At 36.4% G+C, this 16,686-nt stretch carries 14 protein-coding genes and 1 tRNA gene; all 15 read right to left on the bottom strand.

Features of this window, described 5'->3' with window-relative positions:
* Positions 1-67 precede the first annotated feature (67 nt).
* Positions 68-3,889: a DNA-directed RNA polymerase subunit beta gene (gene rpoB / locus AC0INN_RS17160; RefSeq protein ID WP_172280662.1), complete on the bottom strand. Its 3,822-nt coding sequence runs from the start codon at positions 3,887-3,889 to the stop codon at positions 68-70.
* Between the two features lie 555 nt (positions 3,890-4,444).
* Entirely contained in the window at positions 4,445-4,813 is a 369-nt protein-coding gene (gene rplL / locus AC0INN_RS17165) for a 50S ribosomal protein L7/L12 (protein ID WP_143884219.1), read from the bottom strand.
* Positions 4,814-4,861: 48 nt separating this feature from the next.
* Complete coding sequence (rplJ, locus tag AC0INN_RS17170; protein ID WP_273649580.1) at positions 4,862-5,458, bottom strand: 50S ribosomal protein L10; 597 nt, start codon at positions 5,456-5,458, stop codon at positions 4,862-4,864.
* Between the two features lie 17 nt (positions 5,459-5,475).
* A complete protein-coding gene (rplA, locus tag AC0INN_RS17175) occupies positions 5,476-6,168 on the bottom strand; it encodes a 50S ribosomal protein L1 (RefSeq protein WP_172280666.1) in 693 nt (230 codons plus the stop codon).
* Positions 6,169-6,179: 11 nt separating this feature from the next.
* Positions 6,180-6,623: a 50S ribosomal protein L11 gene (rplK, locus tag AC0INN_RS17180; protein WP_089027865.1), complete on the bottom strand. Its 444-nt coding sequence runs from the start codon at positions 6,621-6,623 to the stop codon at positions 6,180-6,182.
* A gap of 269 nt (positions 6,624-6,892) precedes the next feature.
* The gene (locus AC0INN_RS17185) at positions 6,893-7,561 is read right to left on the bottom strand and encodes a hypothetical protein (protein ID WP_273649584.1); all 669 of its coding nucleotides are present in this window, start codon (positions 7,559-7,561) and stop codon (positions 6,893-6,895) included.
* A gap of 7 nt (positions 7,562-7,568) precedes the next feature.
* On the bottom strand, positions 7,569-8,216 hold the full coding sequence (locus tag AC0INN_RS17190) for a hypothetical protein (protein ID WP_273649586.1): 648 nt from the start codon (positions 8,214-8,216) through the stop codon (positions 7,569-7,571).
* A 13-nt stretch (positions 8,217-8,229) separates the two neighbouring features.
* Positions 8,230-8,862 carry a hypothetical protein gene (locus AC0INN_RS17195; RefSeq protein WP_273649588.1) on the bottom strand — a complete coding sequence of 211 codons (633 nt, stop codon included), beginning with the start codon at positions 8,860-8,862 and terminating at the stop codon, positions 8,230-8,232.
* A 332-nt stretch (positions 8,863-9,194) separates the two neighbouring features.
* On the bottom strand, positions 9,195-9,737 hold the full coding sequence (nusG, locus tag AC0INN_RS17200) for a transcription termination/antitermination protein NusG (protein ID WP_034687398.1): 543 nt from the start codon (positions 9,735-9,737) through the stop codon (positions 9,195-9,197).
* 17 nt (positions 9,738-9,754) lie between these two features.
* A complete protein-coding gene (secE, locus tag AC0INN_RS17205) occupies positions 9,755-9,961 on the bottom strand; it encodes a preprotein translocase subunit SecE (RefSeq protein WP_172280674.1) in 207 nt (68 codons plus the stop codon).
* 12 nt (positions 9,962-9,973) lie between these two features.
* Positions 9,974-10,044: transfer RNA gene (locus tag AC0INN_RS17210), tRNA-Trp, on the bottom strand.
* 53 nt (positions 10,045-10,097) lie between these two features.
* Complete coding sequence (gene tuf, locus AC0INN_RS17215) at positions 10,098-11,309, bottom strand: elongation factor Tu (RefSeq protein WP_172280676.1); 1,212 nt, start codon at positions 11,307-11,309, stop codon at positions 10,098-10,100.
* A gap of 417 nt (positions 11,310-11,726) precedes the next feature.
* On the bottom strand, positions 11,727-12,833 hold the full coding sequence (locus AC0INN_RS17220) for a hypothetical protein (RefSeq protein WP_273649593.1): 1,107 nt from the start codon (positions 12,831-12,833) through the stop codon (positions 11,727-11,729).
* An 8-nt stretch (positions 12,834-12,841) separates the two neighbouring features.
* Complete coding sequence (locus tag AC0INN_RS17225) at positions 12,842-13,402, bottom strand: hypothetical protein (protein WP_273649595.1); 561 nt, start codon at positions 13,400-13,402, stop codon at positions 12,842-12,844.
* Between the two features lie 145 nt (positions 13,403-13,547).
* On the bottom strand, positions 13,548-16,646 hold the full coding sequence (locus AC0INN_RS17230) for an efflux RND transporter permease subunit (RefSeq protein ID WP_273649597.1): 3,099 nt from the start codon (positions 16,644-16,646) through the stop codon (positions 13,548-13,550).
* Positions 16,647-16,686: the final 40 nt, after the last annotated feature.

Below are 16,686 nucleotides of genomic sequence, written 5' to 3' on the forward strand. Positions count from 1 at the left end.
AATTACTTTCTCTCTTATCATCTCGGAGTTTATTAATTCTTTAATTTTTAGTAATTAAATCTTTAATTTACTCCTCCAATCTTACGTCTAATCCAAGACCTTGTAACTCGTGAAGCAATACATTGAATGATTCCGGAATACCTGGTTCAGGCATAGACTCACCTTTTGCAATAGCTTCATAAGTTTTTGCTCTACCAATCACGTCATCCGACTTCACAGTAAGGATCTCTCTAAGGATATTGGATGCTCCGAATGCTTCAAGAGCCCAAACCTCCATCTCTCCGAATCTCTGACCTCCGAACTGAGCTTTACCTCCTAACGGCTGCTGAGTAATCAATGAGTAAGGACCAATAGAACGAGCGTGCATTTTATCATCTACCATGTGTCCTAGTTTCAACATATAGATAACCCCAACAGTAGCAGGCTGAGTAAATCTTTCTCCGGTACCTCCGTCATAAAGGTGAGTGTTACCGAATTTAGGAAGACCTGCTTTTTCTGTGTACTCAGTAATCTGCTCAAGACTTGCTCCATCGAAGATTGGTGTAGCGAACGTCATTCCTAATTTCTGACCAGCCCATCCAAGAACTGTTTCATAAATCTGTCCGATGTTCATACGGGAAGGTACCCCAAGTGGATTCAATACGATATCTACCGGTGTTCCGTCTTCAAGGAATGGCATATCTTCTTCACGAACAATTCTGGATACAATCCCTTTATTACCGTGACGTCCTGCCATTTTATCTCCTACATTCAGTTTACGTTTTTTAGCAATATAAACTTTAGCTAACTTCATGATACCTGCAGGAAGCTCATCTCCGATAGAAATTGCAAATTTCTCACGGTTTTTAACCCCTTGGATATCATTGAACTTGATTTTATAATTATGAATCAATTGCTTGATCAATTCATTTTTATCGTTATCAACAGTCCAATCTGCTCCGCTAACGTTTACATAGTCTTCAACTGAAGTCAATAATTTATGAGTAAACTTCACTCCTTTTCCGATAATTTCTTCGTCAAGGTCATTATGAACCCCTTGAGAAGTTTTACCGCTTACAAGAGTATTTAATTTTTCAATTAAAGTATTTCTCAATTCATCAAACTTAGCCTTGTAAGTGTTTTCAATTTCTTCAAGTTTAAGTTTTTCTTCAGTTCTCTTCTTTTTATCTTTAATATTTCTTGAGAACAATTTTTTGTTGATCACAACACCTCTTAATGAAGAATCTGCTTTTAATGAAGCATCTTTTACATCACCGGCTTTGTCACCAAAAATCGCTCTCAGAAGTTTTTCTTCAGGAGTTGGGTCGGATTCACCTTTAGGTGTGATTTTACCAATCATAATATCACCAGGCTTCACTTCAGCACCAATTCTGATCATACCGTTTTCATCAAGATCCTTAGTCGCTTCTTCTGAAACGTTTGGAATATCTGCTGTTAATTCTTCCATACCTAATTTGGTATCACGAACTTCAAGAGAGTATTCGTCTACGTGGATTGATGTAAACCAGTCTTCACGAACAACTTTTTCATTGATTACGATCGCATCCTCGAAGTTATATCCTTTCCAAGGCATGAACGCAACCACCAAGTTTCTACCAAGAGCTAATTCTCCGTTTTCAGTAGCATACCCATCACAAAGTACCTGTCCTTTTTCTACTGTTTCACCTACTCTTACGTTTGGTCTCAGAGTAATCGTTGTACTTTGGTTGGTTTTTCTAAACTTAGTTAAGTTATATGTTTTAGTAGCTGATTCGAATGATACTAAATCTTCGTCATCGCTTCTTTCATATTTAATAGTGATCTTATCTGCATCCACATACTCTACAGTACCTGTACCTTCAGCGTTGATCAAAATCCTTGAGTCTCTTGCAACTTGTTGCTCAAGCCCTGTACCCACGATTGGAGCCTGCGGCTTCAATAGAGGAACGGCCTGACGCATCATGTTAGATCCCATCAATGCACGGTTCGCATCATCATGCTCCAAGAATGGAATTAATGAAGCTGAAATACCAGAGATCTGGTTTGGTGCTACGTCAATAAGATTAACCTGGGAAGGTTCAACTACCGGGTAATCTCCATCCAGTCTTGCAATAATCCTGTCTGTAACGAATTCACCGTTGTCATTCAATTCAACGTTTGCCTGAGCAATTACTTTATCTTCTTCATCTTCTGCATTAAGATAGATAGGAGCTGCATTAAGATCAATCTTACTGTCTTCTACTTTTCTATATGGAGTTTCGATGAAACCTAAATTGTTAATCTTTGCATAGATTCCCAAAGAAGAGATCAAACCAATGTTTGGTCCTTCCGGAGTTTCAATCGGACAAATTCTTCCATAGTGAGTATGGTGAACGTCACGAACCTCGAAACCTGCTCTTTCTCTTGATAAACCACCAGGCCCTAGTGCAGATAATCTTCTCTTGTGAGTAATCTCTGACAATGGGTTAGTCTGGTCCATGAACTGAGAAAGCTGGTTGGTACCAAAGAATGAATTAATTACAGAGGTTAAAGTCTTAGCATTAACAAGATCAAGCGGTGTAAAGATTTCGTTATCTCTAACGTTCATTCTTTCCTTGATTGTTCTTGCAATTCTTGAAAGACCAACACCGAACTGACCTGCTAATTGCTCACCAACAGTTTTAATTCTTCTGTTTGATAAGTGGTCGATATCATCAACTTCTGCTTTAGAATTTACCAATTCGATCAAATGTCTTACAATCGCAATGATATCTTCTTTAGTAAGAACTTCAGTTGTAGTAGGAATATTAAGACCTAACTTTTTGTTCAATCTGTAACGTCCTACTTCTCCTAATGAGTATCTCTGCTCAGAGAAGAATAATTTTTCAATAATTCCTCTTGCGGTCTCCTCATCTGGCGGATCTGCATTTCTTAACTGACGATAGATGTATTCTACCGCTTCTTTTTCAGAGTTGGTAGGGTCTTTTTGTAATGTATTCTGGATGATAGAGAATTCATTGCTGTTTTCTTTGTGAATCAAAATAGATTTCACACCAGCATCAAGAATAAGATCTAAATGTTCTTTTTCAAGAATAGTCTCTCTGTCCAGGATGATTTCGTTTCTCTCAATAGAAACAACTTCACCCGTATCCTCATCTACGAAATCTTCGAACCATGTGTTCAATACTCTCGCAGCTAATGTTCTTCCTTCTACTTTTTTAAGAGCGGCTTTAGATACTTTCACTTCTTCCGCAAGGTCGAAAATCTGAAGAATATCCTTATCAGATTCAAATCCGATAGCTCTAAGTAGGGTAGTTAATGGTAATTTTTTCTTACGGTCGATATACGCGTACATTACGCTATTGATATCCGTAGTAAATTCCATCCAAGATCCTTTAAAAGGAATAATTCTTGAATAATACAGTTTGGTTCCGTTTGCGTGGTAAGTCTGCCCGAAGAATACACCAGGAGAACGGTGTAACTGGGTAACAATAACTCTCTCAGCACCATTGATGATGAAAGAACCACTAGGCGTCATATAAGGAACCGGCCCTAAATATACATCCTGAACTACTGTTTGGAAATCCTCATGCTCAGGATCTGTACAATACAACTTAAGTCTCGCTTTAAGAGGAACTGAATACGTTAAACCTCTTTCCACACACTCGTCGATTGAATAACGTGGAGAATCTACCAGATAGTCTAAGAATTCCAATACGAATTGGTTTCTTGAATCTGTAATTGGGAAATTTTCCTGGAAAGTCTTGTGAAGACCTTCTTTTTTCCTGTCTTCAGGAAGGGTATCAAGCTGAAAAAACTCCTTAAAAGACTCTAATTGGATATCCAAGAAGTCTGGAGTGATAATTTTTCCTTTTGCTGATGAGAAATTAATTCTCTGATTCCCCCTAATTGATGCTGCTGTTTTACTCATAAAACTTTTAAGAAGGGTTAAAAAATATTTTGATTTATAAAAAAATATCAGAAGAAGACAAAAAGAGAGAAGAGGTAAGAGCAAGAATAAGTGTGAAAATTTTGGCGCAATTATCGGTCTTTATTCTTTGTTCTTTATTCTAAAAGTCTTTAATCCAACTTCTAACTGCAACACTGGTATATCTTTTCACAGCGTAATGCAAAATATTTTTAATACTTTTGAGGCAGAAACGCCGCAATATCTATAAACATAAAATCCCTTTCATTACCATGAAAGAGTTGATTTACAATATTTTATAGATTTACAAACAATTATTAGCGCCAAAAGAGGAGCAAAGATACAAAAAGTTATCCACATTCACAACATTTATTCTATAATATATTAACACAAACTATATTACAGATGTCCTCAATGTAAATAAGCAGTAACAATTAGTACTCAAATCTACTCAATACTGCTTACAATAACCAGTAGATCAATCTATCTACTTGATGATTCTATTCCATAAAAAAACCCGGACCGAGGTCCAGGTTTATATTTGTAAGGTAAATTGAATTATTTCAATTCTACTTCAGCACCAGCTTCTTCTAATTGCTTCTTAAGAGCTTCAGCCTCGTCTTTAGAGATACCAGTTTTGATTGGAGCAGGAGCACCATCTACGATATCTTTAGCTTCTTTAAGACCAGCACCAGTTAAATCTTTTACTAATTTAACGATAGCTAATTTAGAAGCACCTGCAGACTTAAGAATTACGTCGAATTCAGTTTTTTCTTCAGCAGCTTCACCTGCACCTCCACCTGCAACTACTACTGCAGCAGCAGCTGGCTCAATTCCGTACTCATCCTTAAGGATAGCAGCTAATTCATTTACGTCTTTTACTGTTAAGTTTACTAGCGTTTCAGCTAAATTTTTTAAATCTGACATTGTTGTAATGTTTTTTGTTGATTATTTTATTTAATTTTTTGAGTCTAATTATTCAGCACTTGGAGTTTCTTCAGTGCTTTCTGCAGCAGGAGCTTCAGGAGCTGCCTCAGCAGGAGTTTCTTCTACAGCAGGTGCAGCAGCTTCTTCAGCTTTAGCTTCTACTGTTTCAGGTTTGTTTTGAAGAGCAGAAACAACTCTTTGAATTGGAGATTGAAGTAATCCGATGATTTCTCCGATCATTTCTTCTCTAGACTTGATATTAGCAAGTGTACCTAGATTTTCGTCTCCAACATAGAAAGTTTCCTGAAGATAAGCAGATTTTAAAGCCGGCTTTTCTTCTTTCTTTCTGAATCCTTGGATTAATTTTGCAGGAGCATTTGCTGTTTCAGCAATCATAATCGCAGAATTCCCTTTGAAAGTAGGGAACATTTCAGAGTAATCTACTCCGTCAATCTGCTCCATTGCTTTTTGTAAAAGTGTATTTTTTACCACTTTTACTTTGATATTTTGTTTGAAAGCCTGTCTTCTGAAATCTGAAGACTTAGCAGCGTTCAACCCTTCTAAATCTGCTACGTATACTACTTTTGCATCCTGAAGCAAATCTTTGATCTCTTGTATTGCTACAACTTTTTGGTCTTTTGTCATTGTCTTAAGGATTTATATTAGTTTACAGATTTTGTATCAATTGCAATACCCGGGCTCATTGTAGAAGACAAATAAATGCTTTTTACATATGTACCTTTAGCAGCAGTTGGCTTCATTTTGATCAATGTCTGGATTAATTCCTGAGCATTTTCTTTGATTTTAGCAGCATCGAAAGATACTTTACCAATACCTGCATGGATAATACCATATTTATCTACTTTGAAATCAATCTTACCTGATTTTACTTCAGTTACTGCTTTACCAATTTCCATTGTTACAGTTCCTGACTTAGGGTTTGGCATAAGACCTCTTGGTCCTAATACTCTACCTAAAGGTCCTAATTTACCCATAACAGCTGGCATAGTAACGATCACGTCAACATCAGTCCAACCATCTTTGATTTTTTGTAAATATTCGTCAAGACCTACATAATCAGCTCCAGCTTCTTTAGCTTCAGCTTCTTTATCTGGTGTTACAAGAGCTAATACTTTAACATCTTTACCAGTTCCGTGAGGAAGAGATACTACACCTCTAACCATTTGGTTTGCTTTTCTTGGATCTACACCCAATCTTACAGCGATATCTACAGAAGCATCAAACTTTGCAGTGTTTACTTCTTTCACAAGAGCAGAACCTTCTTCAAGATTGTAAGCTCTTCCTTTTTCTACTTTGCTTAAAGCTTCCTTTTGCTTTTTTGTTAATTTTGCCATTTCTCTAAGTTTTAAGCGTTAGTTGGTTTAGCTCCTGTTACTCTCAATCCCATAGATCTAGCAGTACCTGCAACCATAGAAAGAGCAGAGTCCAATGTAAAACAGTTAAGGTCTACCATTTTGTCTTCTGCGATTTTCTTTACCTGATCCCAAGATACAGAACCTACTTTGTTTCTGTTTGGTTCTCCGGAACCTCCTTTAATTTTTGCAGCATCCATTAACTGAATTGCAGCTGGAGGAGTTTTAATTACGAATTCAAAAGATTTGTCTTCGTATACAGTAATTACTACTGGCAAAACTTGCCCAGGCTTATCCTGAGTTCTTCCGTTAAATTGTTTACAAAACTCCATGATGTTTACACCGGCAGAACCTAATGCAGGACCTACTGGTGGAGACGGGTTTGCAGCCCCTCCCTTCACCTGAAGCTTTACCATTTTAAAGACTTTTTTAGCCATTTTTTGTTTTTTAAATTTGAATAATTAATGAGTTTGGAAGCATTTATTATTCAGCAGGTTACCGCACTCACATATAGTAAACCTACTTTTCGGACTGCAAAATTATAAAATATTTTTGAAATAGCAAATGGAATCGATTGATTTTTAGAAAGTTTTTACAGAACTTTCAAGAATAAAAAATTTTATTTCTGACTGTAACCCATATCAATAGAAGAAAAAAACCATATCCTTTACTAGAATATGGTTTCTTATTTTAAAATTATTTTTTTCTAAAACCCTGATGGTTTATTAATTGTTTGTGCAGATCCATTTGTTCCGCCAAGATCAGTATTAATATCGCCGATATTCTGCTTAGTGATCAATCGCTTATAAACCATTAAATAAAACTCTACAGTAAAGTTATTATAAGTTCTGGAAGGATTAGCTGATGTAAAAGCAATTAACTTGCTGTCTGTAAATCCGGCCTTCAAATGCCATGTACCATTGCTTTTAAATGCAACCACATTAGGAGACCCCTGTGCATTATCATTAATACCATTATCTTTATAATCCAAAGCAACACTGGTTGTTCCGTCATTAAGCTTAAATGAATAGTTGTGAGGAACCAAAAGGAAGTTATCGGCATCGATCTTTGTATCATAATCCGTAATTCCTGCACCTGGTACCCCTGTAAGGGTAAGTTTAATATAATTAAACAACCCGCTGCTCTCCAGATTAGGATCATATATCTGCAATGAATTTTGAGAAGTAGCCAGAAAGTGACCTCCCGTAGTGGTTGGTTCCCCCGGATTTCTCATATATAAGGAATTTGTAAAGGAATCCCCGTTTACGTCCAGTGTTTCCGTTGGAGTTGTTGTTTTGATTCCTACATTTCCGGTTTGTGCATGCATGATTATTCCCATGCAAGCCATACTGATGATATACAATTTCTTTTTCATAAGTTTTTTATTGAAGTCCTGCTGGGGTGTTAGTTGATACTCCTGAATATCCTGGTGAAGCCGAAGCTGAAACCGATCCGGTAAATGTGCCCCAGTCTTTAATCAATGATCTTTCGTATACATTCAAAGTTAGTGTCCATGTTCCATTTTTAGAAGACACAGTTCCTGCACCTTTAAAAGAAAGGTTAATGCCGTGATAAGTATTGGCTCCGCTCACAACCTTAGTTATCTCTGTAGAATAGGCTCCATATGATTTTGGAGTTGTGGAAGTATTTGCTGCTGAAACAGCGTCACTAAATACGGCACCAGTAATAGCGACTACATATTTACTAGCATCCAATCCTGTATTCAGGTTAACAACTTCATCTTGTTTCACATTTTTCAGGATAACATTGTATGTGTTTACGGGAGCTACATCTCTCAGTGAAATATCAAGCATCTTAACTTTACCAACAGGCGTGGTATCCTTTGACCTTGTAAGAAGAAAATAATTTCCTGTCGCAGGAGAATTCGTGGTATCTATAATGTAAGATTCAACCAATGTTCCTCCTACAACATCTAAAGTTCCCTGAGGATTGCTTGTATTGATTCCCACCTGAGCTTTGGTAGCCATGAAGGCATAAGCCATAAAAAAAAGTATGGTGATTTTTTTCATTATGTAAATGTTTTTATTGGATTAAAGGAGATGATGCAGATCCTGTAGTGGAAGCACCCATCGCTTGTGTTTTATTGATTTCTTTAGCATAAGCTCTGTCGAATACCAGTAAGTTAAGAGTCCACTCTCCTGCCGGCAAATTGGAAGCGGGAGCAAAACCTTGGTAGTCTGCCTTTAATTTCCACGTTCCATTATTATAGTAAGCATATATCTGGGGGACCGGAGTTATCCAGTCCGGACTGTTGGTTCGTACCGGCTGCGTAAAACCAAAAGAAGAGATAACCACCAGAAACTTATCTGAATTGATCTTCGTATCATACTGGTTAACCCAATCCTTATCTCTCGGATCACAGGCTATCTTATACTGGATAAGATTAATTGGTGCCGGTGAATTGGGTACAAAAGAATCATTGTATGCGGTAATCTTGTTTTCAGGAGCGGGAGACTTAATGATAAAAGTATAGTTTTCAGTGGCTCCTAATTTCTCTATCGGATCTTTAAAAAACATTCCGGATGTTTTCATTGTTCCGTTTACAGATAGTTCTTTTTCGGGCGTTTTAGTATTAATACCCACTTTTCCTGTAGCCTGTGCATTCATCAGTACAATGGTACTTGTACAAAGTACCATCGAAATAATTTTCGTCATTGAATTAGTGTTTAAATTAGTGTTAAAAAAACAATCCAGGAATTCAGAACAATGACCCTAACCTAGTATAAGGTTAAAAATCACCACATTAGAAAGCCATTTATGTTTTTCGGAGATATACTTCACAATAAGTATGCCACACAATTTATTTTTTAATCTAAACATTTAGTTTTAATTAAATAACTATGTGAAACACGCCTGGATAAAGCATAAAATAAACAACAAACTTATTTTAACTTAAAACAACATTATTTCTGAGAATCTATAAATACCTGAAATAAATAAAAAAAGCCACTCTAGATCTAGAGTGGCTTATATATTATAAGTATTTACTATACTTTTTCTACTTGCATGTAGCTAAGTTCCATTGGAGTTTTTCTACCGAAGATTAAAACAGAAACTTCAATTTTCTTTTTATCTTCCAGAATTTTTTCAACTGTTCCATTGAATCCGTTGAAAGGTCCGTCAATTACTTTTACGTTCTCTCCAACTACATATGGAATTTCAAGGTCCGTAGCAAATTCTGATAGCTCATCCATTCTTCCAAGCATTCTGTTAACTTCAGACTTTCTCATTGGAACAGGGTCTCCCCCTTTAGTTAAGCTTAAGAATGATATTACCCCTGGAATATTCTTAATAATGTGAGGTATTTCCCCCATTAAATCTGCTTCAACCATTAAGTAACCAGGATAGTAAGGTCTTTCTTTAGGAACCTTTTTTCCATTCCTAAGTTGAATAACCTTTTCCATAGGAATTACTACCTGAGTAACGTACTGCTCAAAGCCTAAGCGTTTGATTTCTGTCTCAATGTAGTTTTTCACTTTATTTTCCTGTCCGCTGATTGCTTTCAGCACATACCATTTCAATTCGCTCATTATGGGAAAATACTTTTTTAGTTGAACACGTTAATTAGCATTCCTATTATGTTGCTTATTGCTTTTGAAAACAATTCGTCAACTCCAAAGGTAAATAATGCCAGAATAACTGTTGCAATAGTAACTACAATTGTAGATGATTGCAGATCAGCCCATTTTGGCCATTCAACTTTATGTCTGAATTCGTTATAAGAACCTTTTAAAAAATCGATAAATGAACTCATAATTATTATTTGCACGGGCACAAGGATTCGAACCCTGATCAACGGTTTTGGAGACCGGTATCCTACCATTGGACGATGCCCGTAGATTAAAGCTCCGTAAAGAAATTCCTTACGGAAGCTTTATTTATTTAAGATATTAATCTAAGATTTCAGTAACCTGACCAGCACCAACTGTTCTACCTCCTTCTCTGATCGCAAATCTAAGACCTACGTTAAGAGCGATTGGTTGTAACAATTCTACAGTGATTGTTAAGTTATCACCAGGCATTACCATTTCTACACCTTCTGGTAAGAAGATCTCACCTGTAACGTCAGTAGTTCTTACGTAGAACTGAGGACGGTATTTGTTGTGGAATGGAGTGTGACGTCCACCTTCTTCTTTAGAAAGGATATAAACCTCAGCTTTGAATTTTTTGTGTGGCTTAACAGAGTCTTTCTTAGCGATAACCATACCTCTCTTGATGTCAGTTTTTTCAATACCTCTCAACAATAGACCTACGTTATCACCAGCTTCACCTCTATCTAGGATTTTTCTGAACATCTCAACCCCTGTAATTGTAGAAGTTAATTTTTCATCACCCATACCAACGATATCTACAGGATCACCTGTGTTGATAACACCAGCCTCGATTCTACCAGTTGCTACAGTACCTCTACCTGTAATAGAGAATACATCTTCAATTGGCATCAAGAATGGCTTATCCTGATCTCTTACAGGAAGCTCGATCCAAGTATCAACAGCATCCATTAATTCTTCTACAGTTTTGAACCACTGATCATCAGTTTGAGGAGTAGCAGCTGTAGCAGCAGTAAGAGCACCAAGAGCAGAACCTTGGATTACTGGAGAGTTATCTCCGTCATATTCGTAAGTAGATAATAGATCTCTAAGTTCAAGCTCAACAAGCTCTAATAACTCAGCATCATCCACCATATCAACTTTGTTCATGAACACAACAATTCTAGGTACGTTTACCTGACGGCAAAGTAGGATGTGTTCTCTTGTTTGAGGCATTGGTCCATCAGTTGCAGCACATACTAAGATAGCTCCATCCATCTGAGCAGCACCAGTTACCATGTTCTTTACGTAATCCGCGTGACCTGGACAGTCAACGTGAGCATAGTGTCTGTTTGCAGTTTCGTATTCGATGTGAGCAGTATTAATAGTGATACCTCTTTCTTTTTCTTCTGGAGCAGAGTCAATTGCAGAGAAGTCTTTTTTCTCAGCAAGACCTTTACTAGCCAATACAGCACTGATCGCTGCAGTAAGAGTAGTTTTACCATGGTCAACGTGACCAATAGTACCAATGTTCAAGTGTGGTTTGTTACGATTAAACGTTTCCTTTGCCATGATTTAAATTATTTATTTATTGTTTATTCAAATTTTCGGTGTGCAAATATAATGAATTTTTAAATACTAAAATCTTTTTTCTCAAAAATTTTAATATTCAAATCCAAAGAATTACAAACCTAACTATACTTCGATGTATTGAAGTGCAAATTTACACAAATTTCTCGATTGAAAAAATCCTCACAACCGTTTTCTTTAAAATCTCAACTATCTGATTAATTCTGAATATTATAGCAGATTAAAAATAATGAATAGGCGAGTAAATAAGAAAAAGATTTCATATAATTTTAGATTCTGGTTGGTGAAAAAATCACTGAAGAATATCGTAAAAAAGATTCTTATCGATTTATTGACAATAAGAAATCCCGGAAGGTTCATTCCGGGATTTTTTAAATTTTATGTAAAACCTGAAAAATATTATCCTTTGTAACCTTTTTTATCAGATATACTTCTCAACGACCGGATAAAAAGATATCCCCCAAAAAGGAAAGATCCTCCCAAAATAATTAAAGATGAAGCATAAGCAGACCCAAACAGGCTAAAGAATTGATTAAAAATGTAATTGATCGCATTACAATCAAAAAAGACAATAAGTAAAAAGTATAGAATCACAAATGCAATTCCCAACAAACTGTACTTAGGCAGGAATACAGCCTGCAAAAAGTTTTTGATTTTCATTTTAAATGTTGAAGGTAATACCCTTGTGGGAATAAACAATGCATAGAATCCTACAGCATAGGTAAATGCTATATTAAACATCAAAAGAACATTTAAATGAAAAAACAGAGTTATTAATATCATCAATCTGAAAAACTTCGGCTTTAAAAAAGCAATAATAAAAACAGATTCAAAAATTACAGTACTATAGTCCAGAAATTCCCAGAAAAACCGGGAGTTGATCTTATCAAACGTATCAGACATCAAATCATGCCACCCTACTCCATATCGGTATTGATAGAAAAAAATCTGTGTGCTCTGTATATCCGTATTAAGCCAGCCTCCTAAAATTTTAGCAAGGCCAGCCGTAAAAATTCCAAATCCCAAAAACATACTAAGCAGAAACATTGGCCAGGATCTCGAAAGTATATCGGTTTCTTTTTCAGGCTCCGGAAAAAAACTATAAGTAGTATTCCATGGTGAAAAAGCCATCACAACAATAGGTAGGGCATAAACAAAAGTATGGTCAATTTTACCAAAAGAAAAAGCGTAATTACTGGTTATAAGGTAAACGACCATATAAGTTATGGCAAATCCCCTTGGCTTAAAGCCTATTAAAATAAGTAACAGGCACAGATACATGCCGTAATAACAAACCGTAAAAAGCCATGACGCGGGAACAGTATCCGTAAAAGATAAAATGCTTATTGGTGGCTGCATCGCACTAGCAGGAATATAAGATACCCAATCCGCATTGGAAATCCCCATCCATAATAAGTACAAAGAGAAAAAAATTCTGTAAAAAGCTAAAAATTCGTAGCTAGGCTTATAGCTTGTAAAGACCAGTTTTTTAATTTTTTCAATCATTATGTTTGTTAGAACTTGAAGTTGATCAATGTGTCTTTTGTTATCCGGTTAGTAAGCTGTTTCGTCGCAATGTCAAAATCCTTGTTTTCATTGGTAACGAGGATCTCCGTGACCTCTTTATCCGGAAAATTTTCTTTCAATTTTTTGATAACAAAAGCCTTACTTTCTTCCAAATTAACTTTTTTAATATTTCTGTTAAGAATAGATTTTTTGAGTAAATACAATTCCTTTTTATAAGCTGGTAAAGAATTGATTCGTGCATCAAGTATCGGATATTCTTTGGGAAAAAGCAGATTTTTAATCAATGTAACCTGGATGGTTCTTGGAATTTTCTCTCCCAGATAACTATTTTTTACTAAAACAGTATTCGTTCCGTCTTTAAAAAAAACCTGAGCAGTGGTTTTTGTAAATGTAATATATCTTTCTTCTTTAACCGGAAGAGAAGCAAACCCAGGAAAGTTAAATGACGGATAGGGTTCTTCCAGACTTATTTTAAAAAATAATTGAAGAGGTAGAAGTATACCAAAGAATCCAAACAACAGGAGTATATTATTCTGATAACGTTTCATCAAGGGGATTATCGTGTTTTAATGAGGGAATGTGTTTATTATGTTTGCAAATATAATTTTTTTTTCAATTCGTCGAAGTAAATTGAAGCCTGTAAAACATATGTTTTACAGGCTTCAAATATTTTTCATCATATTCAGCAGTCAATTAAATTGACGTTGATTTTTTAGTTCTGTTGAAAATCCAGAAAATAATTGGAAAAATAAGTAAAGTAAGTACCGTAGCTGTAATTAATCCTCCAATAATAACAATCGCCAGTGGTTTCTGAGATTCAGAACCAATACCTGTAGATAAAGCTGCAGGTAAAAGACCTATAGAAGCCATCAAAGCGGTCATGATGACTGGTCTTGTCCTGGATTTCACTCCGGTCATTATTGCTTCATCCAATGCCAGACCATTTTTAATATTTTGGTGGAATTCACTAATAAGGATTACTCCATTCTGTATACAAATTCCCAAAAGTGCAATCATACCCACACCTGCAGAGATCCCAAAGTTCATTCTCGTTACATGAAGTGCTATGATTCCACCGATTAATGCAAACGGTACATTAGCAAGTACCAAAAGAGAATCTTTTATGTTTCCGAAGAGTATAAACAACAGGAAGAAAATCATGAGGATACTCACAGGAACTACCTGTGCCAGGCGATGAGAGGCTCTTTGCTGATTTTCAAACTGCCCGGTCCATCCTATAGAATATCCTTCTGGAAGCTCTATTTTAGCTACCTTTTTCTGAGCATCGGCAATTGTGCTTCCCAGGTCACGGTCACGGATAGAGAATTTTACACCAATGTATCGTTTGATATCATCTCTGTAAATGAATGCTGCCCCATTATTCTTAACAATATTACTTATTTCCTTTAGCGGTATTTTTGCCCCATCTTGTGTAGGAACCATCAATGAAGCAATATCATTTTCATCTTTTCTATACTCCTGGGAATATCTCAATCTTATTGGAAATTTACGCTCTCCATCAAACATTTCGGAAGCTGTTTTACCTCCAAAAGCCATCTCAAGAACAGCCTGTGCGTCAGCAGGCATTACACCGTAGGCTGCCATTTTATCTCTATCCAACACCACACTTACCTCCGGCTGGCCTATATTCTTTATGATTCCCGGATCTTTTACTCCATCTACATTTTTTATTTCTTTCAGAACCTCTTCAGCCAATCGATCCAAAGTCTGAAGATTATCCCCATAAATCTTGATCCCGTTTTCGGCTTTGAAGCCGGCTACCGCCTCAGCAACATTATCAGAAATAGGCTGTGAATAATTAAATGTGATTCCCTGATAATTTCTTAGTTTATTATCAATCTCTTTGATCAGTTCATCGTATGAAATTTTCCGCTTCCATTCTTCCCGGGGTTTCAAATTTACAGCGAATTGAACAAAACCAAATCCATTAGGATCTGTTCCGTCATTACTTCTCCCAGTTTGTGCAAGAACATCCGTAACTTCCGAAAAGCTCATAATATCTTTCTTCAAAAGATCTGCGGTCTTTAAGGATTCTTTCAGAGAAGAGCTCATTGGCATTTCGGCGGTGATCCATAAAGATCCTTCATTAAGCTGTGGCAAAAATTCAGTTCCCAGAAATTTCCCCGAAAACAAAGTAACGACCAAAAATGAAATGGCAACGATTAAGCTCATCTTCTTATGTTTAAAAGTATAACGAAATCCTTTTAAAACAATCCGGTCCCAGAAGTTCACAAAAGGATTATTTTTTTCTTTTACATTCTTATTTAAAAGGATATGGGTAAGAACGGGTACTAATGTTAAAGTAAATATTAATGCTCCTGTCAAAGCAAATCCCAATGTAAATGCCAGAGGTGAAAACATCTTACCTTCCACTTTCTGGAATGAGAAAATAGGGATCAAAGAGGTAATGATAATAAGCTTGGAAAAGAATATCGCTTTACCCAAGCCTGTTCCTGTTTGTTTTATCCATCCTCCTTTAGCCAGTTTATTGAACTTCTCCATTCCATATTTATGGGCTTTATGATCAAGCATTACAAAAATACCTTCTACCATGACGACGGCTCCATCAATAATAATCCCAAAATCCACAGCACCTAATGAAAGAAGGTTCGCACTCATTCCCGCAAGCTTCAGACATAAAAACGCAAATAATAATGACAATGGAATAATAATAGAAACAATCAACGTAGTTCTCCAATCTGCCATAAAAATCAGAACCATTACAGTAACAAGCACAATTCCTTCGATAAGGTTATGCATTACGGTACGGGTTGTGAAATCCATCAGGTTATCCCTGTCATAGAATGTAACCATCTTCACATCTTTCGGAAGAATTTTCTCATTAAGCTCTTTGATCTTGGCTTTTACACCTACCAAAACTTCACGCGGATTTTCCCCTTTTCTCATTACGACAATACCTTCCACCGTGTCTTCGTGGTTATTCAGTCCTGCCTGTCCTACTCTTGGCATTGAGCTTTCATGAACATCAGCAACATTTTTTACCAAAACAGGGTTACCGCTATCATTTTCAATCGTAATATTTCCAATATCAGCTACCGATTTAACCAAACCGATTCCCCGTACTACATAAGCCTGTCCGTTCTTTTCAATAACATCTCCTCCCACATTCAAATTGCTCTTTGTAACAGCATCGTAGACCTGAAGCGGGGTCAGGTTGTATTTATCCAATGCCCTCGGATCAATACTTAATTCAAAAACTTTATCCTGTCCACCAAAAACATTAATATCAGCCACACCTGGTACTCCTCTTAAAGCACGATCCACTACCCAGTTTTGCAGGGTTAATAGTTCCCGGGAATCTTTATTTTTACTCTCCAGTGTGTACCTGAAAATCTCACCGGTTGGTCCGTAGGGTGGTTGTACTTCGGGATCTACCGCATCAGGAAGGCTTATAGTTCGTAGTTGGTTATTAACCTGATTTCTGGCAAAAGTATCGTCCACCCCATCATCGAACAGAATCTTTACAATCGAAAGACCAAACATGGTGGTACTTCGTACACTTGTCTTTTTCTGAACCGGACTCATTGCCAATTCTATGGGTGTCGTTACAAAACGTTCTACTTCTTCTGCGCTTCGTCCGTTCCATTGGGTGATAATCACAATCTGGGTATTGGTTACGTCCGGAAATGCTTCAATCGGCATATTTTTGAAACTGATAAAACCCGAAATGGCCAAAATTGCGACCCATATGAAGGTGAACGCTTTATTTTTAAGCGAAAAAGCAATTATATTTTTAATGAATTTATTCATAATAGTTTAAATTGATGACTCGAAAAGCCGTTTAAAAAAA

This window comes from Chryseobacterium subflavum (genome assembly GCF_055762745.1).